This window comes from Micromonospora sp. NPDC000207 (genome assembly GCF_040300925.1).
Classification (GTDB): Bacteria; Actinomycetota; Actinomycetes; order Mycobacteriales; family Micromonosporaceae; genus Micromonospora.
In genome coordinates this window covers 1-23,955 of the sequence record NZ_JBEPEQ010000024.1, presented here as the reverse complement: position 1 = coordinate 23,955, position 23,955 = coordinate 1, and the positions used below count along the sequence as shown (strand labels likewise).

The 23,955-nt window shown below is 70.6% G+C and carries 18 protein-coding genes and 1 tRNA gene; 10 read left to right on the top strand and 9 right to left on the bottom strand.

Features of this window, described 5'->3' with window-relative positions; all coding sequences use genetic code 11:
• The 6 genes from ABT336_RS08535 to ABT336_RS08510 all read left to right on the top strand — a co-directional run bounded on the left by ABT336_RS08535 (position 1) and on the right by ABT336_RS08510 (position 6,634).
• A complete protein-coding gene (locus ABT336_RS08535) occupies positions 1–2,127 on the top strand; it encodes a diguanylate cyclase (RefSeq protein ID WP_350895884.1) in 2,127 nt (708 codons plus the stop codon).
• Positions 2,128–2,136: 9 nt separating this feature from the next.
• On the top strand, positions 2,137–3,099 hold the full coding sequence (locus ABT336_RS08530; protein ID WP_350895883.1) for a UTP--glucose-1-phosphate uridylyltransferase: 963 nt from the start codon (positions 2,137–2,139) through the stop codon (positions 3,097–3,099).
• On the top strand, positions 3,096–4,409 hold the full coding sequence (locus ABT336_RS08525; protein WP_350895882.1) for a molybdopterin molybdotransferase MoeA: 1,314 nt from the start codon (positions 3,096–3,098) through the stop codon (positions 4,407–4,409). Before ABT336_RS08530 ends, ABT336_RS08525 begins: the two co-directional genes overlap by 4 nt.
• 70 nt (positions 4,410–4,479) lie before the next feature.
• The gene (locus ABT336_RS08520; RefSeq protein WP_350895923.1) at positions 4,480–5,088 is read left to right on the top strand and encodes a GNAT family N-acetyltransferase; all 609 of its coding nucleotides are present in this window, start codon (positions 4,480–4,482) and stop codon (positions 5,086–5,088) included.
• A gap of 197 nt (positions 5,089–5,285) precedes the next feature.
• The gene (gene sepX / locus ABT336_RS08515; RefSeq protein WP_502891137.1) at positions 5,286–6,248 is read left to right on the top strand and encodes a divisome protein SepX/GlpR; all 963 of its coding nucleotides are present in this window, start codon (positions 5,286–5,288) and stop codon (positions 6,246–6,248) included.
• A 309-nt stretch (positions 6,249–6,557) separates the two neighbouring features.
• Positions 6,558–6,634 (top strand) — tRNA-Ala (locus ABT336_RS08510).
• A gap of 119 nt (positions 6,635–6,753) precedes the next feature.
• On the opposite strand, the gene ABT336_RS08505 is transcribed toward ABT336_RS08510, so the two are convergent.
• Genes ABT336_RS08505 through ABT336_RS08495 form a run of 3 tightly spaced genes read right to left on the bottom strand, consistent with a single transcriptional unit; the run spans position 6,754 to position 10,639 of the window.
• Positions 6,754–8,763, bottom strand: a complete 2,010-nt coding sequence (locus tag ABT336_RS08505; RefSeq protein ID WP_350895880.1) for a hypothetical protein — start codon at positions 8,761–8,763, stop codon at positions 6,754–6,756.
• The gene (locus ABT336_RS08500) at positions 8,760–9,911 is read right to left on the bottom strand and encodes a 5'-methylthioadenosine/S-adenosylhomocysteine nucleosidase family protein (RefSeq protein ID WP_350895879.1); all 1,152 of its coding nucleotides are present in this window, start codon (positions 9,909–9,911) and stop codon (positions 8,760–8,762) included. Before ABT336_RS08500 ends, ABT336_RS08505 begins: the two co-directional genes overlap by 4 nt.
• The gene (locus tag ABT336_RS08495; protein WP_350895878.1) at positions 9,908–10,639 is read right to left on the bottom strand and encodes an NUDIX hydrolase; all 732 of its coding nucleotides are present in this window, start codon (positions 10,637–10,639) and stop codon (positions 9,908–9,910) included. The genes ABT336_RS08500 and ABT336_RS08495 overlap by 4 nt, the downstream gene beginning before the upstream one ends.
• A 346-nt stretch (positions 10,640–10,985) precedes the next feature.
• Here ABT336_RS08495 and ABT336_RS08490 point away from each other — a divergent pair, with 346 nt between their 5' ends.
• Positions 10,986–12,260: a multidrug effflux MFS transporter gene (locus tag ABT336_RS08490; protein ID WP_350895877.1), complete on the top strand. Its 1,275-nt coding sequence runs from the start codon at positions 10,986–10,988 to the stop codon at positions 12,258–12,260.
• 57 nt (positions 12,261–12,317) lie between these two features.
• Here ABT336_RS08490 and ABT336_RS08485 read toward each other — a convergent pair whose 3' ends face one another.
• From ABT336_RS08485 to ABT336_RS08470, 4 genes are all read right to left on the bottom strand, one after another.
• Positions 12,318–13,595, bottom strand: a complete 1,278-nt coding sequence (locus ABT336_RS08485) for a hypothetical protein (protein ID WP_350895876.1) — start codon at positions 13,593–13,595, stop codon at positions 12,318–12,320.
• A 139-nt stretch (positions 13,596–13,734) separates the two neighbouring features.
• Positions 13,735–14,793, bottom strand: a complete 1,059-nt coding sequence (locus ABT336_RS08480) for a hypothetical protein (protein WP_350895875.1) — start codon at positions 14,791–14,793, stop codon at positions 13,735–13,737.
• A gap of 411 nt (positions 14,794–15,204) precedes the next feature.
• Positions 15,205–15,861: a 4'-phosphopantetheinyl transferase family protein gene (locus ABT336_RS08475; RefSeq protein WP_350895874.1), complete on the bottom strand. Its 657-nt coding sequence runs from the start codon at positions 15,859–15,861 to the stop codon at positions 15,205–15,207.
• Positions 15,862–16,166: 305 nt separating this feature from the next.
• Complete coding sequence (locus ABT336_RS08470) at positions 16,167–17,957, bottom strand: dolichyl-phosphate-mannose--protein mannosyltransferase (RefSeq protein WP_350895873.1); 1,791 nt, start codon at positions 17,955–17,957, stop codon at positions 16,167–16,169.
• Positions 17,958–18,048: 91 nt separating this feature from the next.
• Here ABT336_RS08470 and rsmI point away from each other — a divergent pair, with 91 nt between their 5' ends.
• Positions 18,049–18,894: a 16S rRNA (cytidine(1402)-2'-O)-methyltransferase gene (rsmI, locus tag ABT336_RS08465; RefSeq protein WP_502891139.1), complete on the top strand. Its 846-nt coding sequence runs from the start codon at positions 18,049–18,051 to the stop codon at positions 18,892–18,894.
• A 79-nt stretch (positions 18,895–18,973) separates the two neighbouring features.
• Here the strand turns inward: rsmI and ABT336_RS08460 are convergent, their stop codons facing one another.
• Positions 18,974–19,705, bottom strand: coding sequence for a hypothetical protein (locus ABT336_RS08460; RefSeq protein WP_350895871.1), 732 nt, complete (start codon positions 19,703–19,705; stop codon positions 18,974–18,976).
• 290 nt (positions 19,706–19,995) lie between these two features.
• Between ABT336_RS08460 and metG the strand changes: the two genes are divergently transcribed.
• Positions 19,996–21,798 (top strand): methionine--tRNA ligase, encoded by a 1,803-nt coding sequence (gene metG, locus ABT336_RS08455; RefSeq protein WP_350895870.1) that lies wholly within the window; start codon positions 19,996–19,998, stop codon positions 21,796–21,798.
• Between the two features lie 102 nt (positions 21,799–21,900).
• On the opposite strand, the gene ABT336_RS08450 is transcribed toward metG, so the two are convergent.
• Positions 21,901–22,752, bottom strand: coding sequence for an alpha/beta fold hydrolase (locus tag ABT336_RS08450; RefSeq protein WP_350895869.1), 852 nt, complete (start codon positions 22,750–22,752; stop codon positions 21,901–21,903).
• Positions 22,753–22,943: 191 nt separating this feature from the next.
• Between ABT336_RS08450 and ABT336_RS08445 the strand changes: the two genes are divergently transcribed.
• On the top strand, positions 22,944–23,955 hold a 1,012-nt coding region (locus tag ABT336_RS08445), incomplete at its 3' end, for a hypothetical protein (protein ID WP_350895868.1).

Genomic DNA, 23,955 nt, shown 5'->3' with positions numbered 1-23,955 from the left:
GTGACGCTACGCGGGCGATTGAGCGCCGCCTTCCTCGCTGTGGTGCTCGGCCCGGTCCTGCTGGGCGCGGTGTTCGCCGGTACCACCATGGCAGCCGTCGACCGCAGCCGCTCCACCGAGCGGCTGCGGGTGGCGACCGCCTCGGTGCGTACCTCGGTGGACGCCCTCTGTCGGCAACTACGGGCGGCGGCCGACTCGGTCGCCCTGGCCGCCGCCTCCGCCCGGCCCGGCACCGCCGGTCAGGTGGTCAGCCGGGGCCTGGCCGCCGCCGTCGAGGTCACCGACGCCACCGGCCGGATCACCTACACCACCCCCGGGGCACCCAGCCTGCCCTGGGAGGACTGCACCACAGCGACGGCGACCGGCGGGCCGGTCCGGGCCCTGGCCGCCCGGGTCGACCTGCGCGACCCCGCCGGGGAGGCGCTCGGCTCGGTCGCCGCCGCGTGGCGGGTCGACCCGGCGTTCGTCACCAGTCTGGCCGCGGTGACCGGGGTCGCCGTCACCCTCCTCGACTCCGCCGGGGTGGCGCACAGCACCGACGGGGCCGGGCCACCCGGGGCGACCTGGTCCGCCACCGCCGCCGACCGGGTCACCACCAGCGGCGACGGACGCTACCTGCGGCGGGTCACCCCGACGCCGGGTCAGCCGCTGTCGCTGGTCCTGTCGGTCCGCAGCGAACAGTCGACAGGCAGGTACGCGATCCTCTCCGCAGTGGTGCTGCTCGCCGCCGCGCTGGCGGTGCTGGCCGCGTGGCGACTGGCCCGGGTCACCACCCGGCCCCTGGCCGAGCTGGCCGGGGCGGTGGACCGGGTCGCCCAGGGGGACCTGACCGCCCGGGTGCCGATCCGCAGCACCGACGAGATCGGCCGGCTGGCCGCCGCCTTCAACCGGATGACCAGGGAGACCGACTGCTACGTGCAGGCCCTCACCACCAGCCGGGACCAGCTGCGCAGCCACCTGTCGGTGCTCGGCGACACCCTGTCGAGCACCCACGACCTGCACCGCATCCTGCCGGTGATCCTGCACAGCGCGATCGTGACCACCGGTGCCCGGGCGGGCGCGGTGCTGCTGCTCGACGGGGCCGGCACCCTGGTCGGGCAGTGCGACGAGGGGCTTGCCGACAGGTGGCCCGACGGGACCGGGCCGACCCCGCCCGTGCTGCGGGTGCCGGTCGGCCGGGGGATCCTCGGCGCGGTGGCGGCCACCGGCGAGCCGTGTCGGGGTCGGTCCGACCCGAGCGCGCCGCCGGTGGGTGAGCCGGGCTGCACGACGTACGTGGTGGTGCCCCTCGCCGTCCCCGGCCCGGCCGACGCGGGTGACCCGGCGTACGGGACCGCTGTCGGGGCCCTCGGAGTCCTGGTGCTCTACGACAGGCACGGCGGTGACGAGTTCGACGACGACGACCTTGTCACCCTGCGCACCTTCGCCGGTCAGGCGGCGGTGGCGGTGAACAACGTCCGGGTCCACGAGGAGGTCCAACGGCTCTCCCTCACCGATCCGCTGACCGGGTTGTGGAACTACCGCTACCTGCGCGAGTCCCTGCGACGGGAGGTGGAACGCGCCCACCGGTTCGGGCGGATGCTCAGCGTCCTCGTCCTCGACCTGGACCGGTTCAAGGCGGTCAACGACACGTACGGACACCCGGCCGGGGACGCGGTGCTGGCCGAGTTCGCCCACCGGCTGCGCGGCGAGATCCGGGAGGTGGACCTGGCCTTCCGTCAGGGTGGGGAGGAGTTCGTGGTGCTGCTGCCGGAGACCGACGCGCGGGGGGCGGCGATCGTCGCCGAACGGCTCGGCGCGGCGGTCCGGGACCACCCGACAGTGGTCGCGACGAACACCGGGAACGCCGTCGAGGTGCACGTCACCGTCTCGGCCGGGATCGCCGTCTACCCGGACCACGGCACCGTCGGGCAGCAGGTCCTCGACGCCGCCGACGGAGCCCTCTACGCCGCCAAGGCGGCAGGTCGGGACACCTTCCGGGTGGCGGAGTCGCCGGCCGGGCCGAACCCCGAGGAGATGGTGGTCCGGGTACGCGCTGTCACCCCCACCGACGGACTGCCCCGTGCCGGGGCCCCGGGCGGCGCGTCTTCCGGGCCACAACCGCCGCGACAGCCCTGTGGCCGATAGTCTCGCGGCATGTCGGAGCACTCAGCGAACCCCTCATCGGCCACCCCTCCAACCGGTCCTCGACGCGCGGTCAAGGCCGTCATTCCGGCCGCTGGCCTGGCCACCCGGTTCCTGCCCGCCACCAAGGCCGTGCCGAAGGAACTGTTGCCGGTGATCGACCGGCCGGTGTTGCAGTACATCGTCGAGGAGGCCGCCCAGGCCGACATCACCGACGTGCTGTTGATCACCGGACGCGGCAAGACATCGATGGTGGACCACTTCGACCGCCGCCCCGACCTGGAGGCCCGGCTGGAGGCCAAGGGAGACACCGACCGCCTGGCCGCTGTGCGACGCCCGAGCGAACTCGCCGAGATCTACACCTGCCGGCAGCCCGAACAGCTGGGCCTCGGCCACGCCGTCGGGTACGCCGAGTCGCACGTCGGGGACGCCCCCTTCGCAGTCCTGCTCGGTGACGAGTTCGTCAAGCCCTCCGAGCCGCTGCTGCCGGCCATGTTGGAGCTCCAGGCGCGTACGGGTGGGGTGGTGTTGGCCTTCTTCGAGGTCGACCCGGCCGAGACCAAGCGGTACGGCATCGCCTCGGTGGAGCCGGCCGAGGCGGAGCTGACCGACATCGGGGAGGTCGTCAGGGTCACCGGCATGGTGGAGAAGCCGACCCCGGAGGAGGCCCCGAGCAACCTCGCCGTCCTCGGCCGGTACGTCCTGCCGGCCCGGATCTTCGACGCGATCCGGCGGACCAAGCCCGGCAGCGGCGGGGAGATCCAGCTCACCGACGCGATGGAGCTGCTGCGCAGCGAGGGGACACCGGTCCACGCGATCGTCTATAGGGGCACCCGCTACGACACCGGGATGCCGCTGGGCTACCTCCAGACGGTGGTGCAGATCGCCGCCGAGCGCGACGACCTCGGGGCCGAGTTCCGTACGTGGCTGGCCGGGTTCGTCAACGCCGACGCGTCGGGCGGGCCTAGTACATGACCGCGACGGCCGACGCCGAGGCGGCCGCGAACGAGTTGACGCCGCTCGCCGACTACCTGGGCAGTGTGCTGCGCAGGTTACGTGCGCTGCCTCCACTCGACCTCGACCTCACCCAGGCGTACGGCAACGTCCTCGCCGAGGACGTCGTCGCCCCCCACGCCTTCCCCGCCTTCGACCAGGCGGCGGTGGACGGGTACGCGGCGCGCTGGGAGGATCTCGCCGGAACCGGCCGGGGCGGTGCGTACGCCCCGGCCGGTTCCCGCAATCCGGGGGGCCGCACGGTCCGGCTGAACGTGGTCGGTGACCTCGGTGCGGCCAGTTGGCGGCCGGTCCGGTTGACGCCGGGGGCCTGTTTCTCGGTGGCGGCCGGTGCCCCGCTGCCGATCGCCGCCGACGTGGTGGTGCCCGTGGAGTGGACCGACCAGGGCATGGCCGCCGTGGAGATCTACCGGGTGCCCAAGCGTGGCTACGGGCTGCGGCGGGCGGGGGAGGAACTGCCCGTCGGCACCCTGCTGGCCCGGGCCGGGGCGTACGTCTCACCGGCCCTGGTCGCGGTGCTGGCCGCCACCGGCATCGGGCACGTCGTCGTTCGACCCAGCCCCCGCGTGGTGGTGGTGGCCACCGGCGACGAACTGGTCGACGTGGGTCGGGCCAGCCAGCCCGGTCAGGTGGTGGACGCCAACTCGCACGCGCTGACCGCCGCCGCCGCCGAGGCGGGTGCGTTGGCGTACCGGGTGGGGATCTGCGACGACGACCCGGAGGGGCTGCGCGGTCTGCTGGAGGACCAGACCCTGCGAGCCGATCTGATCATCACCACCGGGGGGACCGGGACCGGCCCCGGTGACATGGTGCGGCGGATCCTGTCCCGCCGGGAGGGGGGCCGGGCCGGGCCGGTCACCTTCACCGACGTGGCGCTCTACCCGGGCGCGGCCCTCGGCTTCGGCACCGTCGGCGCCGAGGAGGTGCCTGTCGTCTGCCTGCCCGGCGAGCCCGGCGCCGCGATGATCGGCTTCGAGGTGCTGGCCCGTCCGGCGATCAACCTGCTGGCGGGGGCGGAACCGGTGTTCCGACCCGGGGTCCGGGCGCACCTGTTGGAGACCGTCACCTCCCCCGGTGGACTACGCGAGTTCCGACCGGCCCACGTCGCCGAGCGTCGGGGCGGTGGGTACACTGTGCAACCGCTCAGCGGCGGCCCGTACACACTGTCCGGACTGGCCGAGGCGAACGGTCTGCTGGTGCTCGGCGAACGGGTGACCAGCGCGGCCGCGGGTTCCACGGTGGACGTTCTCCTGTTGGACCGTCGTCGGTGAGCGGGTCGTAGTCTCGACGGGAAGGGTCAGCCGAGTGAGCTGGTTCAGGCAGGCCCCGGGGTGGCCGGTGGTGCTGGCGGACGGACCGGTGGTGTTGCGGCCGTACCGACGCTCCGACGCGATCGTCTGGTCGCAGGTACGCCGGGAGAACCAGGCATGGTTGGCCCCCTGGGAGTCGGCGATGCCCGGCACGTGGCACGACCTGAACTCCCCTGCCGCATTCCGCTGGGTGTACCGCGACCAGCGCCGGTCGGCGAACTCCGGTGAGGGGATGCCGTTCGCCGTCTGTCTCCGCGACGGCGGCGAGGAACGGTTGGTCGGTCACCTCAACGTGGGCAGCATCGTCCGGCGGGCGTTCTGCTCCGGGTACGTCGGCTACTGGGTGGACTCCCGGGTGGCCGGTCGGGGAGTGATCCCCACCGCTCTGGCGCTGGCCGTCGATCATGCTTTCGGCCCGGGTGGCCTGCACCGGGTGGAGGTCAACATCCGCCCCGAGAACAAGCCTTCCCGCCGGGTGGTGGAAAAGCTGGGGTTCCGCGAGGAGTCGTACCACGTGCGATACATGCACATCGCCGGTGCCTGGCGCGACCACATCGGATACGCCATGACCAGTGAGGAGGTCGCCCTCGAAGGCGGCCTCCTGGCCCGCTGGCATCGGCTTCGCGTCGGCGGAGACTGAGTTGTGAGTCCCGTCGCCGGGCCTGTCCGCCCGGCGCGGCGGACAAACTTCCAGGTCGGACACCCCGTAACCTCAGGTGACTGAAAGCTGTGGCAAGCGCTGACCGCCCGCAGGATCTTCAGCGTCCATCCGTGGTCGGCGGAAGATCGTGCGGTGGGTAGGCGGTTGCCCCGAAACTGGTGACGGGAGGGGTGAGGGTGCCGACCTCGGTGCTCCTCGCCGTCCTCGCCGCCGCCGGCCTGCTCGCCCTCGCCCCGGCGCTGGTCCGCCGGTACGACGCCACCGAGCGGCTGGTGGCGGAGCGGGCGCAGTCGACGGCGCGGGTACTCCAGCGCCGCCGGCGGCGTCGTACTGTCCCGGGCCGCCGACCTGTCAACGCCTCCCGCGCCCTCGTCGTCACCCTCACCGAGGATCCGGTCACCGGCGGGCTCGCCGTCTCCGGGGCCCGCCCGGCCACCACCGCCCACGGTGACCCGGACAGCACGGGTGACGGCGACCCGGCCACCGCCGGTCGGGGCGACCCGAACCTGACCGGCCGCCCCGGCCCCGCCGCAGAACCGGTCTCGGGCGGCGGCGTCGGTGCCGCCGCACCCGTCTCCCCCGCCCCGGGCTCCACCCGGCGACGCGGGTCGGCCCGCCGGGCCAAACGGCTCCGGTCCGTACCGCCCTCGGGCCGGCGCGCCCCCCGCCGCCCGCCACCGGGTCGACACACCCCGGCTGTCTACCGGCGACGCCGGGTCCTCGCCGCCCTGCTGCTGCTCAACTTCGTCGAACTGATCGGCGTGGTGGTGGTCGGCCCCGGCTTCTGGATCAGCTTCTCGGTCACCGGCACCCTCCTGCTCGCATACGTGGTGCACCTGCGCGGACGAGCAGTCGCGGAGCGGCGGCGACGGCGGCAGCAGGCCCGGGAGAACGCCTGGCTGGCCGCCCGGCAGGCCGAGGTCCGCCGGGAACAGGCCCGCCGGGCCGCCGCCCGTCGGGAGGCGCAGCGCCGTCTCGCCGCCCAACGCGAAGGGGTACGCCGTGCGGCGATGGGCCTGGACCGCCCCGCCGACCTGCCCGCCGTGGCCAACGGGGGCGGCTCGGTGTCGTACCGGCGGGCCGGCGGGCTGCGGGGCCGCCCGTACTCCTCCGGCCGCAACAACCCCCACTCCGCCTGACCCGTGTCGACGTGGATCACGTCGCGCATCGAGTTCACGCGGCTCGTGCCGCATCGAGTTCACGCGGCTCGTGCCGCGTCGAGTTCACGCGGCTCGTGCCGCGTCGCGTTCACGCGGATCGCGCCGCGCGTCGCGTTTCACGCTGATTTTGGTGGGTTTCGGCCCCTCCGAGGGCCAGTTCCTGTCATCGTTTCGCTGGTCGGAGGCGATGGGGCGGGGTGGATTGGCTGCGGAGGTGAGCCGACTGATAGCCTTGTCGGCGGCCCACCCGGTGCAGCTGGGTGGGACCTACGTCGGTACGCCGACGGAGGGGCTGTGGCGCAGACTGGTAGCGCACCTCGTTCGCATCGAGGGGGTCAGGGGTTCAAATCCCCTCAGCTCCACCACCATCGAGGCCCTGGTCGGGAAGAACACCGACCAGGGCCTCGATTTCTTCTATCTCTGGGCACATGCATCACGGTGCCTGAGTGCTGGCGCTGACCACGCCAGCGGGCAGCATCGCGTGTCAGTCCTCCATGGCTGCGACGAGCCGCCGGAGGCCGGCGCGTTCCCGGCGGTTCTCGTGGGTGATCCACTCTTTGCCTTCGGCGGCGATTCCTTCCAGCACATGCAGGGTGCGCTCAAGGCCCGAGGCGTCGAGGGAGACCTGGGAGGCGATGCGGTCGTCATCGCCGAGTTCCGGCATGCCTGGCCACTCACCAGTGATTGTCAGCTCGTCCCGGGGATTGTTCGTCAGGGTCAGGGAGAGCTTCTTCTCGCCGTTGCGGGCATCGACGACGTGCGCCGCCACGACCGAGTTGTACTGGTAGGTGAGGCGTTGCTGATCGCCGAATCCCGTGGTCTCGAAGTCGAGGGTGACAGTGACCTGCCGGACGCCGTCCTTGGTGAGCAGGAAGAGAAGAAGTCTGTACCGCGAGTAGCGCCAGGGCCCGTTGCTGACTCGGGCACGTTTGCACCCGGAGACCGGCGCCTCGATGAAGGCGTGCGCTATCACGTCCTGCGCGGCGAGGTGGTAGTGCCGCAGCGTGTCCTGGACCAGGATCTTTCGATCGCAGTCGAGCCAGTGTGCCATCTCCGCATCGGTTGGTTTCGATGCCAGCTTGCGTACCCACCTGTCGTACGCCGCGCGTCGGTTTTCATAGTCGTGCCGGACCCGGACCAGGTCGTCTCGGTACCGGTGGCGCTCAAGGAGGATCGTCTGCCAGCCCTGGATGGCGAGCCGAACCCCGGCCACGGCGCCAGCCGTCGCCATCACCGTGGTGATCGGTGCCTCGACGAGGGACTGCCACAGGAGCAGCGGCCCGGCCACCCCCAGGGCGACCACGGCCGCGCCGAAGGCGGTCCGGGTCGAGGATCGCACTCTGGAGTTCTCGGGATGTGCCGTGAGCTCACCGCTGAGCCACAGCCGCCTGACGTCGCTGACGAGGAATCTCACCAGCCATGCGACCCGTTTGGCGTCGACCGCCTGCTCCCGGTACAGCTCGACCAGTTCGTTGCGCAGGGACTGCCGGATGCCCGCCGTCTCCGCCAGCCACGTCTCGCGGGCCATGCCCGGCGGCAGGTAACGGGCGAAGTAGCGGTCGAACAGGGAGTCCATCGCCGAGGCGAACCGGTCGGACTGTGTGGGAACACGCTGGGGTGTGAAGGTGAGACGTTGGCGGGCCACCCGGCGTCGGTGCTGAGCCAGCCTGATCGTGAATCCCGCCCGGGCCGCCACGACGGCGGCTCCAAGAGCCACCGTCAGGTAGCCGGCCGCGCGGGGCCACGAGTGGGACCAGGCGCAGTAGACCACGAACAGGCCCGTGACGAGGAGCAGTGCCGAGCCGCCTGAGGCGCGTAGGTAGTCCGCCGTGTCCGTACGGACCGGGGGTGGCTGGACCGGCCGGGGAGGTATCGGCTTGGGCTGGAAGAATTTCCAGACGCGCTCCGTCCGGTCCTTTGCCGTCCTGTTCCGCCGGGCGGCCGCGAACGTCTTCTGCCAGGTCCAGTCCTGGTGTGGGCCGGCCAGGAAGACCTCAAGGTGGTTGAGGATGCTTGCCTGTAGGGGCGGGTCGAGCGACTCGAACTCCTTGACCACCGCTCCGATCGCGGCCGGATCGGGAGTCTCTGCCGTGGTCTGCGGCAGTGAGTCCAGCAGCGAGCCGACGACATCGATGCCCCTGGCCCAGGGATCCTCGGAGCGTTGCGTGGCCCAGCGGCGGACATGTGCCAACTGCGCAAGTTCCTGGTCCGTCAGGCTCTGCACGGTACGGCCGCTGAGCAGTGCGAGCGCCAGGTAGAAGTAGGAGCGGGAGTTCTTGTAGCCCCGGACGACCGCTTTCATGATCAGCTCCCTCGCCTCGGGCGGAGCGCTGATCTCCAGGTAGCGGAGGCCGACCTCGAACTGCCGCTCAGGCGGGTCGTCGTCGCTGACGTGGTATCCGCCCTCGATGTGGACCTCCTGGGCCTGGAAGCCCACCCGGGCATCGCCGTCGGCGACGTTGGTGAACGACGTCTCCTGCGGTTCGGCGCTCATGACAGATCCCGCAGAGCCGCCATGAGCCCCGTGACCCGCGTGGCGAGGTCCGTCCAGTCCAGCAGCAGGCCGCGCAGCTTCCGCAGGGCCGTGGTCGCCCGACTCCGTGCCTCGTCGTCGGCCGGAGGCACGTCGGCGGCGGCGACGTCCAACTCCTGCTCCGCCGCGCGGTACGTGACGGTGTCCACGTCACCCGCCTCATGGCACTTACGGAGCAAGGTGCGCAGGTCTGCGAGCTGGTCGTGGAATGTCTCCCGGTCGGGACCGCCCGGCGCGCCGTAGACGGTCGCGTGGTGAACGGTGTGTGCCTGAAATCCGACGTGAGCGTTGCCCTTGGCGACGTTTCTGACGGAGCCGGACATCAATGTGTCACCTGCTTCTTTCTGAGAACGGCGAAGGGAGGAGCCATGCTGCGTCTCAAGCTCCTGAGCGAGCGCGAGGGCGAAGGCCGCGGCGTTGGCGGCGGCACGCGGCTGCCAGTTCTCTCCGTCGGTGTGGACCTTGGTTCCGTCGGCACGGTCGCTGATGCCGCGGACGACGACGGCCGGCAGGGAGCGGTTCAGGTGGGCGGCCTGGGCGACCCCTGCCGATTCCATCTCCACCGCCAACGCGTCGTTGTAGTGGTCACGAATGCGCGTTGCCTCGGGCGAGGACGCCGAGTCGAGGACGACCTCCCCGGCGGCGATGGGGCCGAATCGCACCCGGGGCACTACTCCGGCGAGGCCCCGCGCCCAGCCCCGCTCCCGCTCAAGGTGCCGGGCGAGCTGGTCACAGGCATGGGGGATCTCCCACACGCGAGGTCGGGTGCGGAACGCATCGCTCTCGCTGGTGCCGCCGTGATAGGCGTACACGTGGGTGGCCACGACGACGTCGCCGAGGCCGACGGAGGGCCAGAGCGCCCCGGCCACGCCGACGAAGATGACCGCTTCCGGATCGAACTCGGTCATGGCGCGCTCGGCGATGACGGCGGAGGGGTGGTTGCCCTTGCCGACAAGGCCGAGAACGACCTCACACGACCCTCCGGCCACGGTGCCACGCTCGAAGCGCGTACCCATCGGGTGCACGTGCGGTTCGACTTTCGTGAGACGTTCGCGGACTGCGTTGTACTCAAGGTCCAGTGCGGTGAGTACGACCACAGGTCTGGTCATCTCTCGTCTCCTCTGGCTGCGACGGTCGAAGCCGTACGGATCATTGGTGGGTAGAGGTCCCGGCACGGACCGGCGCGGTAGACGCGGGCCGGGCGGCCGGTGCCCGTGGCCCGGGGCGGACCGGCGGGGACCACGAAGCCCTCCGTGCCCTGAACCTTGCGGTAGAAGTTGCGGGGGTCGAGCTGCGTGCCCCAGACGGCCTCGTAGACCTGCTGCAGCTCCGTGAGGGTGAAGACCTCGGGGCAGAAGGCGGTAGCGAGCCCTGTGTGCTCCAGCTTGGAGCGGGCACGTTCCACCCCGTCGACGACGATGCGGAGGTGATCGAAGGCGAGCGGCACCCGCGCGGCGAGTACGTCGTCGGTCGGAGTCCACTCGGCGGCTGCGGCGTCGGTTCCGGCGATGGGCTCGGGAAGGCGCGGCACGACGGCGAGGTGTGCGACGGAGACCACGCGTCCACGAGGGTCACGGTCGGGGTCGCCGTAGGTGCCGAGCTGCTCCAGATGCGGGATGTCGGTGAGCCCCGTCTCCTCCCGCAGCTCCCGGCGGGCGGCACTGAGGATGTCCTCGCGCTCGTCGGCAAGAAACCCACCAGGCAGCGCCGCCCGCCTGGCGAACGGCTCGACGCCGCGCCGCACGAGAAGCAGGTGCAGACGGCCACCGCGCAGGGTGAGGATCACGAGATCGACGGTGAGCAGGATCCGGGGTGGTTTCCACGTGTCGTCAGGCACCAGTCGACCATAGCTTTTTGTCGATCTGACAAGAAGGTGTTCAACCTGTCGGGTCGCGGACACTCGAAGTAGCGTCCAGGTCACCAGGAGCTGAGTCCGGCGGCGACGTGGTCCGACGGGATGGCGGCGCGGAACCGCCCCTGGTGGTGTGGCGGAACCAGTCGACAGACGACATGAGGGCAGAATCCGTTACGCCTGTGTGGGATTCGCCCGCCGGAGCGCTGTGACCTCGGTTACCTAACTGGTGAGCGGGAATCACCGTGCCGGATCAGGATTTGGAGCCAGGTGTGACTGCTGTGCCGAACCCCGCCCGCCGTACGCGTACCGACCCCTCGGTGGTGGCCCGATGACCGCCACCGCCGAACTGAAGGTCACCACGTCTACTCCCGGCGACCTTATGAGCACCCGCCAGCGGGTGCGGTTGGTGTTGGTCCTCGGGTCGCTGATCGCGATCGGCCCGCTGACCATCGACATGTACCTGCCGGCGTTCCCGGCCATCGTCGACTACTACGGGACCACCACGTCCCAGGTCCAGCTGACCCTCACCGGGACCCTGGTCGGCCTCGCTCTCGGCCAGCTGCTCGTCGGTCCGCTCTCCGACGCTGTCGGTCGACGCAAGCCGCTGATCGCCGGGATCGCCCTGCACATCGTGGCGTCGCTGCTCTGCGTCCTCGCCCCGAACATCGCGGTGCTCGGCACCCTCCGGGTGGTCCAGGGGCTCGGTGTGGCGGCGTCGTCGGTGGTCGCGATGGCGGTGGTCCGGGACCTGTTCGACGGGAAGGCGTTCGCCACCCTCCTGTCCCGGTTGTTGCTGGTCATGGGAGCGGCCCCGGTGCTCGCCCCGACGCTGGGCAGCGGGCTGCTGCGGTGGACCGACTGGCGGGGGGTGTTCGTGGCGCTCGCCGTGTTCGGGGTGATCCTCGTCGTGGTGGCGGCCCTCGGCCTGCCCGAGACGCTCCCCGTGGAGCGGCGGCGGCGTGGCGGGGTGGCCGCCACGGTGAAGCTGTACGGGTCGCTGCTGCGTGACCGTCCGTTCGTGGGGTTGGTCCTGGTCGCGGGGCTGGCGATGGCGGCGCTGTTCGCGTACGTCGCCGGGTCGTCGTTCGTGCTCCAGGGACAGTACGGCCTCAACGAGCAGGAGTTCGGCATCGCCTTCGGCGCGGGTGCGGTAGGACTGATCGGGGCGACCCAGCTCAACGTCCGGCTGCTGCGTCGTTTCCAGCCGCAGCGGATCCTCACCGTGTCCCTTCTCGGCGGGACGGTGGCCGGGTTGGTCCTGCTCGCGGTGGCGGCGACCGGACTGGGCGGGCTGCCCCTGCTGCTGGCCTCCCTCTGGGTGGTCCTCGCGGCGGCCGGGCTGGCGATGCCGAACGCTCCGGCGTTGGCGTTGTCCCGCCACGGTGAGGCGGCCGGCACGGCGTCGGCCCTGCTCGGGGCGGTGCAGTTCGGTGTGGGCGCGGTGGCGGCCCCCCTGGTCGGGGTCTTCGGGACCGGGGCGACGGCGATGGCGGTGGTGGTGGCCGGCGGGATGGTGGCCGCGACAGTGGTCCTGTACGTCGTGGTCCGGCCGGGCCAACTCGCCGACGTCGACCCGGACGCGGTGGTGGTCGTCGCCCACTGACGGGCTGGCCCCCACGAACGTCCGGGTCCCGGGGCCGCCGCTACGTCTTGAGGATCGTCAGTGTCGGCCCTGGCCGTGGGAGGTCGACGGGGTGCCGGGGTACTGAAATCCTCCGGCGGGCGGCGAGTAGCTGGACGGCCCGGCCGGCCACGCCCCCGGAGTTGTCTGCCACGCGGTCTGCTGCACACCGGCAGAACCACCCGGCGCCCACCCACCCGGCGCCCACCCGGCTGGTATGAAATTTCCGGGGCCAGGATGAGTCTGCACGATCTTCTGCGCGAGGTGCCTCTGAAGCTGCTCGTGATTCGGAGACCCGGGAGGGAGGTATCTATCCGCTAATTCCTTATTCTCGGCAAAGAATTCCAGCTGACGTGGGCCGAGGTGAGTGCCCCGAACCTTGATGTCTCTTAATCGATCAATGATCCGCTTCCGTTGTCTTTGGTCAGCCTCTCCGTTGGTAAGCTCACAATAAGTATCGACCCATTCTTGGTCGCTCTTGTGGCGCTTTCTGGATTTTTGCGGAGCGGTCGTTTCGGTGTGCAAATTGGCCGTTTCGACGTTGCGGGAATCTGTGGTGGAAGGCCCTGCCGGCCACGTCACCGGAGCTGTCTGCCGCGCGGCCTGCTGAACGCTGGCAGAGTCACTCTGCGCCGCCCCAACTGGGAGGTGGCACTGAAGGTTCTTGTACCTCCGCATGACCTCCAGTTCTTCTTCACTCAATTTTGTGTGGCCACCTGAAACATTTTTCAGGTGGCGTGCGGTTTTGGTGTAGTACTCAGGATCAAGCGAACCATTCCCCCAGGCTTCGAGGCGCGCTGCCCATTCCGACGCGTCGAGGCGTCCCCTTCGTCCGCTACTCCGGTTTGTCTGCTGCATTGCAGCTTGCTGCGCCGTTTCGACAGGGGCTGTTCCACGAGTTTTCAGGTACGTCTGGAGCGTTGCGTGATTCGGAGATCCGGGTGGGAGGTAGCGCTCCGCGAGATCTGGGTTTTCGGCAAAGAACTGCAACTGCTCTCGTCCGATTTTCGCGGGCTTACTCTTTAAGTATCTGAGGCGTCCTCTGATCTGCTCGCTTTGTTTCTTGTCGAGGTTCGGGTCGAGGCGTCTGCAATAAAGTTCGGCCCACTCGCTGTCGCTCCGAGCCGCTCTGAAGATCGCTGGTGATCGCTGGGGATCGGTCATTCGATTGTCCTGGACATCGCCGACCGCTCCGCCATTGTTCTGGAGATCCCCGACCGAGGCGCCATTGCCCTGCTCGTGGCCGACCGAGTAGTTGAAGTTGGCTACCATCTCATCGAGGACTCTCAGTTCCTCTACCGTGAGTTCAGGCTGCACTGTTTCCTCCTGTGGGTCTCGGCTTCGTCATCCATGACGGGCGGGTGCCGCGTTCGGTTCAACCCGGGTCGGCACGAGACGACGGCGGGGCCGGTCCCTGGGGTGGGACCGGCCCCGTTGCGTACGGGTCGGGGAGGCGCTACGGCTTCCAGGAGCCGGAGGTCTGGAACTTGTGGTTGTACTGGAGGACGCCGTTGGTGTCGGCCACGTTGAACACCACGGTCCCGCTGCGTTTCGTGCCCGCCGGCAGGTTGTTGCCGGAGGCGAGGGAGTCCCCGCAACCGGCCAGGATGCCGGCCAGGCCGTTGGTGGTGGTGCCGTCCGCGGCGACCCACTCGAAGTAGATCGGGTTGAGTGACGAGGTCCCCTTGGTGATCTCCGCGTCGACCTCGGCGATCAGGTACATGCCCTTGCTCGGGTCGGGGGAGAAGGAGCGGCACCCCTTGGTGCTGGTGGTGAACTTCTTGACGGTGATCTCCAGGTCGCCGTCGTTGTCGCTGAGGACGAGGGTGGAACCGGCCTTCATGTTGTACGTCTCGCCCTGCGGGGCCGGAGAGGCCGGGGGAGTGGTCGGCGCGGCGGTGGTGGGGGCCGGGGTGGTCGGCTCGGCGGCCGACGGCGACGGGGCCGGAGCTGTCGCCGACGGCCTGGGCTCGGCCGAGTTCTCCTCGGACCCGTCGTCGCCACCGAGGATGATCGCGAGGGCGCCACCGGCGCAGCAGAGCAGGAGGAACGCCGTCACGACGGCGATGATGATCAGTGCCGTCTTGCCGCCCGACCCGGACGGTGGCGCGTGGGGGGCGCCCAGGTAGTGCCCGCCGGAGGCCATCTTGGCTGGCGGGTAGGCCGCCCCGCCCTGAGGGGAGTATGGCATCCCGGACGGCGGCGGGTACGGCTGACCGGAGGTGGGCGCCCCATACGGCTGCCCGGAGACCGGCGGTGGGTACGGCTGCCCGGACACGGGAGGCTGCTGCCCGTACGGCTGGCCGGAGACCGGGGGCTGCTGACCGTACGGCTGCCCGGAGACCGGAGGCTGCTGGTGTTGCGCGTACGGCTGGCCGGAGACGGGAGGCTGCTGCCCGTACGGCTGGCCGGAGACCGGGGGTTGCTGGCCGTAGGGTTGACCGGAGACGGGGGGCTGTTGGCCGTACGGCTGGCCGGAGACGGGGGGCTGCTGCTCGGCGGGGGGCTGTCCCATCCCCGGAGACGACGGGTACGGGGCGGTCGGCGGGTACGCCGGGGTCGGTGGGTACGCGGGACTCGGTGAACTCCACGCGTCAGCCGCGCCCCACGGGTCGTCCTGGGGTGGCCCGTCGGCCGGGCGCGCCCATGGATCGTTCGGCGGCGGCGGAGCCGTCGGGTCGACGGGAGGGGGCGGCTGGTTCGACGGCTCCTGAGCCGGTTGGCTGGGGTCCTGCGGCCCGTATGGGGGCTGGGGGTGGCTCACCGTACTCCTCGGGACCTGGAGAAACTCGAACAGCCTGGACGCTACCGTGCCCCGGCAACCCTCCGATCCTGGTGGGCGGGCTGCTCTCCGGTCGTCCTCTGTTCGGCCGGGAACATCAGGCCGAGAACATGTTGCCCGGTGGCGGGCCGCCGACCACGAGGCTCAGGGCAGGTGCAGCACCGCTGCGGTACGCACCAGGTCCCCGTCGACGACGAACCGGCCACTGATGGTCGTGGGCGGTGCGGGCACCTCTGCCGCGTCGACCCGGGCCGGGGCGATCCGTGCGGTGAAGGTGCCGGAGTCCGGGTCGAGGTCGACCAGGGCGTCGTGGAAGTCGAGCCACTGGCGGACCACCGGGTGCCAGACCTTGTAGACGGTCTCCTTGGCACTGAAGACCACCACCGGCCAGGAGATCCCGGTCGGGAGCCGGGACATCCGCTCCTCCTCCTCGGGGAGGCAGATCAGTCGGCGTACCCCTGCTTCGAGGGTGCGGTGGTGCTCGGCGTCCATCCCGACCGACCGGAGTTCGGTGGCCCTGGCTGCGGCGGCGGCGCAGTAACCCCGGGTGTGGGTGATGGCACCGACCACTTCGGTCGGCCAGACCGGGGACCGGTCCGGGGCCGAGGGGACCGGCGTCGGTGGCAGGCCGAGGGCCGTCATCGCCCGCCGGGCGCAGACCCGCCCGGCGGTGAAGTCCTGTCGGCGACTCGTCACCGCGGACTCGGTCAACGCGGCCCGTTCGGCGGGTAACAGTGGTGCGGTGAAGTCCGGCGGCTCCGCCACCGCCACCGCCACCTGCGGTGGCAGCAGGTCACGCATCACGCCCCCCGAGCAGCATGCGACGACCGTACTCCACCCCGGCCGCTCGCGTGGCCCCGTGTATGGACGACCGCCGCCGGGAGAAGGAGGTGGGAATTGCGCGAGGCGCGATCGACGGATGACGGTACGTTAGCTGCAGGATGTAAACCATTCGGTTGGCATCGCATCCGTCGGAAATCCGAATCACCTGCCCCATTGTGCGGTTCGCCCCTGGTGGCTAAGCTGCTCATGCGCGCCCCAATCGCCCGCTTCCCCCGTGGCAGGCGATCGGGGCGCGCTTCTTCGTTTCCGGCCCGCTCGGGGTCTCAGATCCAGCGGCCGTCCAGCCACATCCGGGCCGACCACTCGGCGGACGTGATCACCTTTCCGACGAACACCGGATAGAAGTACGCGAAGCAGAGCGCCACCAGCAGCACATATGCGCCGACGATCAGGCCACCGACCAGCCGCCGATCGGCCCGTTCCTGTTCCGCCTCGGTCTGCGTCGCCGCTGTCGCCACCGCCGTCGCACCCCCCGACGCCGAGTCCGATCGGGCCGACGTGTCGCCCGATCCCGTGGTCGCCCGGGCCGGCGACACCGGGCCCGGGGTGGCGATCGCACCCAACACGTACGTCACCGCCAGCACCAGGAACGGCAGGGCGGGCGCGGTGTAGAAGGAGAACATCGTCCGCCCGTCGAGGGCGAACCAGAACCAGGGCAGCAGACCGAACGCGGTGCAGAGCAGGATCGCCCCGGCCCGCCAGTCCCGGCGGGCCAGCCCCAGCCAGGCGGTCCCGGCCAGCGCCGGAAGGAACGACCACCACAGCAGCGGGGTGCCGAGCAGCAGGACCTCGGCCGCACAGGCCGCCGCCCCGCAGGGGCCGTCACCGTTCCAGTAGAAGGCGACCGGACGGCCCAACAGCAGCCACTGCCACGGCCACGACTGGTACTTGTGCGACTCGGTGAGGCCGCTGTGGAAGCCGTACGCGGCGAGATGGTACTCCCACAGGTTCTTCAGGGGGCCGATGACCGGCATGTCACTGAGGGCGGTGACGTGCGCGTACTGCGCGGGGTCGCGGTAGTAGCCGTGGTCGGTGAGGAACCAGCCCGACCAGGTGGCGAGGTAGGCCAGGACCATGACCACCCCGGCCAGGACCATCCAGGGCAGCTCATCGAGGAGGGCGTCCCGCCACGGTTTCCGGACGCCGGCCGAGCGGCGCAGGTTGACCTCCCAGAACAGTGCCAGGAGGCCGAAGGCCGGCAGGAAGTACAGGGCGCTCCACTTGACCGCGACGGCCAGGCCGAGCAACGCCCCGGCGGCCAGCCGCCACCAGGGCCAGTTCCGCCATCCGCCGGCGGGACGTCCGGCCCGGCCGGGCCGGGACGGGTCGAGTCCGGCGTCGACGGCGCGCGCCCACCGGCGTCGCCGGGCGTCCCGGTCGAGGACCAGGGCGCCGAACGCGGCCAGGACGAACAGCAGCAGGAAGATGTCGAGCAGTGCGGTGCGCGACAGCACCATGTGGAAGCCGTCCAGGGCGAGCAGGAGGCCCGCCGTGCAACCCAGCAGGGTGGACCGGAACATCCGTCGGCCGATCCGGACCAGCAGCAGGACCGACACGATTCCGGCGACGGCCGCCGAGATCCGCCAGCCGAACTCGGGGGCGGTGGTCATCAGCGCCCCGGGCACATTGATGCCCTGCTCGGCGTCGGAATACCCGAACGCCCACTCGCCGAGCCCGATGAGCCACTTGCCCAGCGGCGGGTGGACCACGTACGCCGCGACGTCGTCCTTGTAGTTCCACTCGACGCCCTTGTCGACGAGCTGCCACCCCTCGCGGGCGTAGTAGACCTCGTCGAAGATCTTGCCCTTGGGGTGGCTGAGCCCGACCAGCCGTAGGATCGCCGCTATCGCCACCACCACGGCGGTGGCGAGCCAGGAGTTGACGTCCAGCCGGGCGTCGATCGTGGCCAGTCGGCGGCGGACGATGCCGACGCCGCCGCCCCCGCCGGACGGGGGAGTCCTCGCTGCCGGATCCGGTGTCGCCGGTCCGGTGTCGCCGGTCGCCGCATCGGCCCGGTCGGCGTTCGCGCTCTGCGCTGTCGACGCACTCGTCACCCGGCGATCGTAGGCTGCGAAGGTGCCCGGTGGCGCCTGTCGTCCCGATACCGGTACGAACGTCGATGAAGGAGTGCCTCTTTTGGGTGACATGTCGGAGTGCGGTCGGCTGGTGCTGCTCGGCGCGCCGCTCGGAAACCCCGGTGACGCCTCCACCCGCCTGCGCGAGGTCCTGGCCGCCGCCGACGTGGTCGCGGCCGAGGACACCCGCCGACTGTCCCGGCTCGCCCGGGACCTCGACGTCACCGTCGGCGGTCGGATCGTCTCCTACTTCGAGGGCAACGAGGAGCGGCGTACCCCGGAACTCGTCGACGTCCTCCGCGCCGGATATCTCGTCGCGCTGGTCACCGACGGCGGGATGCCCAGCGTCTCCGACCCCGGGTACCGGCTGGTGCGGGCGGCGCTGGACGCGGGCGTACCGGTCACCGCCGCCCCCGGCCCCAGCGCCGTCACCACCGCCCTGGCCCTCTCCGGGCTGCCCTGCGACAGGTTCTGCTTCGAGGGGTTCCTGCCCCGCACCCCCGCCGGTCGCCGGTCCCGGCTGCGCGGGCTGGCCGCCGAGGAACGGACCCTGGTGCTGTTCGAGGCCCCGCACCGGATCGCCGGGGCCCTGGCCGACCTGGCCTCGGTCTTCGGCCCGGACCGTCCGGCCGCCCTCTGCCGGGAACTGACGAAGACCTACGAGGAGGTCGTCCGCCGCCCGCTCGGCGACCTGGCCGCCTGGGCCGCCGAGAACCCGCCCCGGGGGGAGATAACCCTGGTGGTGGCCGGGGCGCCGCCGGCAGCCGCGCAGCGGCCCGACGACGCGACGCTACGCGCCGAGGTGGCCGACCAGGAGGCCGCCGGGCTGTCCCGCCGCGACGCGATCAGCGAGGTGGCCACCGCGTACGGGATGCGCCGCCGCGAGGTCTACGGCATCGTCCACGCCACCGACTGACCGGTGTCCCCGCCGAGGCGGCGGCGGTGTGCGCTCGGGCGGCGGTCCCCGCCGAGGAGGTGGCCGCCGGTGTCCCCGGTCAGATGGCGGTGACCAGGAAACCGAGCGTGATCAGCAGGGGGCCGCCGAGGGAGGCGGCGATCGCCCAGCGTCGCATCTTTCCGTCGGTCAGCCGGGTCGCCCCGCCGTACCTGGCGATCCCGACAGCGCACGCCCCCACCGCCGCCAGCCCGAGCAGCCACCGCAGGTGGGTGACCACACCGGTGCCGACGTACGCGGTCTCACCGCCCGGTCCGGTCATCCGGGCGGTCAGCTCGGTGCCGGTGGCGGTGTGCTCGGTCGACACGCCGGTGACGCGTACCCCGTGGGCGACGAACCGTGACCGGTCGGCGACGAAGGTGCCCCGGCACCGTTGGGTCAGCCCACCCCCGGTGCACTCGCCGATCACCACCGTCCCCGTCGTCGCATGGCCGACGGCGATCCACAACGGCCCGGCGGTGACCCAGGCGAAGAAGGCCGTCAGCAGGCTCAACACCAGCACGGCAGAGAGGCCGGGCAGGGGGTCGGGCGGGCGGGGGGCACGACGTACCCGGCTCTGCGTACCCCGGCGGTTGCCGGTGCCCGGGTCGGTGGCGCGGCTCGGGGGGTCGGGGCGGATCGGGGTGCCGTCCCAGTGCACCTCCTCGATCGGCAGCCAGAACGCGTCGTCGTCGGCCGCGTCCTTGAGCCGTCCCCGACGGTTCTGGCGGATCGGCACCCGGTTCGGAACGGCGTCCACCGGGGCGCCGGTGGTGGGTTCCGTCTCGACCACCGTCCCGATGGGCTGGGTGACGGCTGTGGGGTCCTCTTCCGGCGGGCCCGCAGGCGGGGACGGCCGGACGTCCTCTGTCGCTCCCGATCGACTGTCGTTGTGCTCACGGGCGGTGCCTCTACCAGTCACGATGTTCATTGGACACCGACAGGGGAGGGGTCGGAGGGCAGCTCAGAGGGCGTGTCGACGACAAATCGCCACCGATCGCGCAGAGTCGTGGGGGTGTGACGACGGCGTGGTCTGCCCATAGGTTCGCGGTCGGTGTGGGCCGGTCACTAGGCTTGCTGGTCATGAGTCACGTTCTCGCGGCGGTGGCCTGGCCGTACGCCAACGGCCCCCGCCACATCGGTCACGTCTCCGGCTTCGGCGTTCCCTCCGACGTCTTCGCCAGGTACATGCGGATGGCCGGTCACGACGTGCTCATGGTCTCCGGCACCGACGAGCACGGGACCCCGATCCAGGTGCAGGCCGACAGCGAGGGGGTCACCCCCCGCGAGCTGGCCGACAGGTACAACCGGGTGATCGTCGAGGACCTGCACGGCCTCGGCCTGTCGTACGACCTGTTCACCCGGACCACCACCGGCAACCACTACGCGGTGGTGCAGGAGCTGTTCGAGGGGATGCACCGCAACGGGTACATCGTGCCGAAGGTGACGATGGGGGCGATCTCCCCGTCCACCGGCCGGACCCTGCCCGACCGGTACATCGAGGGCACCTGCCCGATCTGCGGGTACGACAGCGCCCGGGGCGACCAGTGCGACAACTGTGGCAACCAGCTCGACCCGGTGGACCTCGTCGACCCCCGATCGAAGATCAACGGGGAGACCCCGCAGTTCGTCGAGACCGAGCACTTCTTCCTCGACCTGCCCGCCCTGGCCGACGTGCTCCGACAGTGGCTGGACACCCGGGCGGGGTGGCGGCCCAACGTGCTGCGCTTCTCCCGCAACCTCCTCGACGACCTCCAGCCCCGGGCCATCACCCGGGACCTGGAGTGGGGGGTGCCGATCCCGCTGGAGGGCTGGGTCGACCGGTCCGACAAGCGGATCTACGTGTGGTTCGACGCCGTCATCGGCTACCTCTCCGCCTCCATCGAGTGGGCCCGCCGCTCCGGCGACCCGGAGGCGTGGCGCAGGTGGTGGTCGACCGACGACGCCGGCAAGGACGCCCAGGGCTACTACTTCATGGGCAAGGACAACATCGTCTTCCACTCGGTGATCTGGCCCGCGCTGCTCTCCGGCTACTCCGGGGAGGGGGCCAGGGACGGTGAGCCCGGTCGGCTCGGTCGGCTCAACCTCCCCACCGAGGTGGTCTCCAGCGAGTTCCTCACCATGGAGGGGCGCAAGTTCTCCTCGTCCCGCAAGGTGGTCATCTACGTCCGGGACTTCCTCGAACGGTACGACGCCGACGCGCTGCGCTACTTCATCGCGGTGGCCGGACCGGAGAGCAACGACACCGACTTCACCTGGGCCGAGTTCCTCCGCCGCAACAACGACGAGTTGGTGGCCGGGTGGGGGAACCTGGTCAACCGGTCGGTGTCGATGGCGGCGAAGAACTTCGGCGCGATCCCCCCTGTCGACCCGACCGGGCTGACCGACGCCGACGAGGCGCTGCTGGCGGTCTCCCGGGCCGGGTTCGCCACCGTCGGCGACCTGATCGGTAGGCACCGGCAGAAGCAGGCCATCGGGGAGGCGATGAAGGTCGTCGCCGAGGCCAACCGCTACCTGTCCGAGCAGGCCCCGTGGAAGCTCAAGGGCGAGGAGGACAAGCCCCGGATGGGGACCGTCCTGCACGTCGCCCTCCAGGTGATCAGCGACGCGAACACGCTGCTCACCCCCTTCCTCCCGCACTCCGCCCAGAAGATCCACGAGCTGCTCGGGGGCACCGGCGTACACGCCCCGATGCCGTCGATCGTCGAGGTCGACGACCTCGACGGCGGACCCGGGTACCCGGTGTTGACCGGGGACTACACGGTCGGGGCCCGGTGGGAGTCGGTTCCCCTTCAGGCGGGTCGGCAGCTCACCGCACCGAAGCCGGTCTTCCGCAAGCTCGACCCGTCCATCGTGGAGGAGGAGTTGGACCGCCTCGGCGGCTGACGTCCCACCACCGGGCGGGCGCGGTGACGCGGCCCCGGGGATCACCCGAGGCCGCGTCGGTCGACCGGGGCCGGACCCGCACCGGCCCCGTCCCCGGTCGTCTCAGGCGCGGGCCATCGCCGGCTGACCGATGAAGTCGAGCATCGCCCGGTTCATCTCCTCGGCGTTGGTCCACGGGATGCCGTGCGGGGCACCGCGCAGGGTGACCAGCCGGCTGTCCGCGATCATCGGCTGCAACCGCTGACCGGTCTTCGGGTAGGGCAGCACCTGGTCCTGGTCGCCCTGGATGATCTGCACCGGCACGTCGATCCGGGGCAGGTCACCCCGGAAGTCGGTCAGCCAGGCGTCAACGCACTCCAGGGTGCCGATCGCCGAGGCCCGCGCGCCGATGTCCCAGTGCGCCCGGTACGCCTCCTCGCTGACCAGCTTCCCCCGGTTCTCCGGGTAGTTGAAGAAGCTGTCGCAGAACTTCGTCAGGTAGGCGAACCGGTCGGCGACGATGGCCTGCTTGAATCCGTCGAAGAGGCTCTGCTCGACCCCCTCCGGGTTGTCCGCCGTCTTCAACAGGTACGGCGCCAGCGGCGCGGCCAGCACCGCCTTGCTGATCCGCTCCGAGCCGTACGTGCCGAGGTAGCGGGTCACCTCGCCGGTGCCCATGGAGTGCCCGACCAGGATCACGTCGGTCAGGTTCAGCTCGGTCAGCAGGACGTCCAGGTCGGCGGCGAAGGTGTCGTAGTCGTACCCGGTGCTGGGCTGGGCGGAGTTGCCGAAGCCGCGCCGGTCGTAGGTGATCGTCCGGTATCCGGCCTGCAACAGCGGACCGACCTGCTTCTCCCAGGTCGCCCCGTTGAAGGGGAACCCGTGGATCAGCACCACCGGCTGCCCGGTGCCGTGGTCCTCGTAGTACAGGTCGATGGGCGCGAGGTTCTCCGCGCCAACGGTGACGAAAGGCATGCGGATCTCCTGATCAACTGACGTCTCGGACCCCCACGCCTACCCGACCCACCCGCCGTTATGCCGCCGCCCCGAGCCCGCCTCCGACGCCGCCCCCCGCCCCCCGCCCCGACCCGGGTCCCGGTCGGCTGCCACGGCTTTGGCACCGGTGGTCGCCTCGGTTCGAACCGAACCCGGTCGGCGTCCGTCAGGTGACCGACGAGTCGAGACCAGCGGAGGTCGCAGTGTCGGATGCGGATTTTGTTGATGATTCCTGGTGGCCAGATGATTCCTGGTTGGCCGCGCCGTTGGACGGGAGCGGGGACAGCGCGCCCAAGCACGTCAAGTACGTTCAATACCGTACGGATCTGGAGTGGGCAGAACTCCTGCGGAGATTTGCCCGAGGCGAACTGAACGACGAGATAGAAATTCGGTCGGTCAAGAACCACCTGTACGACATCAAGCGGGACAAGTCTTTGCTGAGGCGAGACCAACTTCGGTTCTTTGCCGAGCATCCGGAATTTGCAGGTAAGTATCTTCCGAGCGGGTCGGGAAATCGAGCCACGCTGGACGGGTTCGATGCCAGAGGAGTGATCCCCGAGTTACCGGCCGAGCCGAAGGGGCGGGTTCGAACGGATGCCGACTGGGCGGTTCTCCTGAAATTACGCTCGATCGGCGAGCTCCACGACAGTGAGTTGAGAAATAGTGTCTCGACCCACCTGAGTGACATCAAGGCCGGCAAGAAGAAAATCGGCGAGAAGCAGCTAGACTTCTTCAGGAATCATCCAGATTATACGGCGAAATACATTGTGGAGGGCACGGTGAGCGGACGAATCGTCGCCGGGCTGGAAGATCCGCAGAAGTGGGAAGCCGCGCAGGGTCCGCCGAATTCGAAGAAGAAGAAGCGTACCGGAGCTGAGTGGGCGGTGCTCCTCGCGGCGCGCGCGACCGGGCGGATCAGCAAGCAGGACTTGGCGGCCACCAGATTCTACCTGCGCGACATCAGGCGGGGACAGGCGATCCTGAAGGAACCGGTGGCGGAGTTCTTCGTCCGCCATCCGGAATACGCGCACTACCTGCCGTCTGATCCTAAAAGGCGGGAGCCCTACGAGGCGGCGAGGAGGGCTCTGGGCGCTGCCCCGAACGAGCGCACCGTCGAGGTCCACGAGGCGGCGCGGGCGACGGTGCCGGTGGGCATGCCGGGGCCGGTCTCCGTGGCCGGTG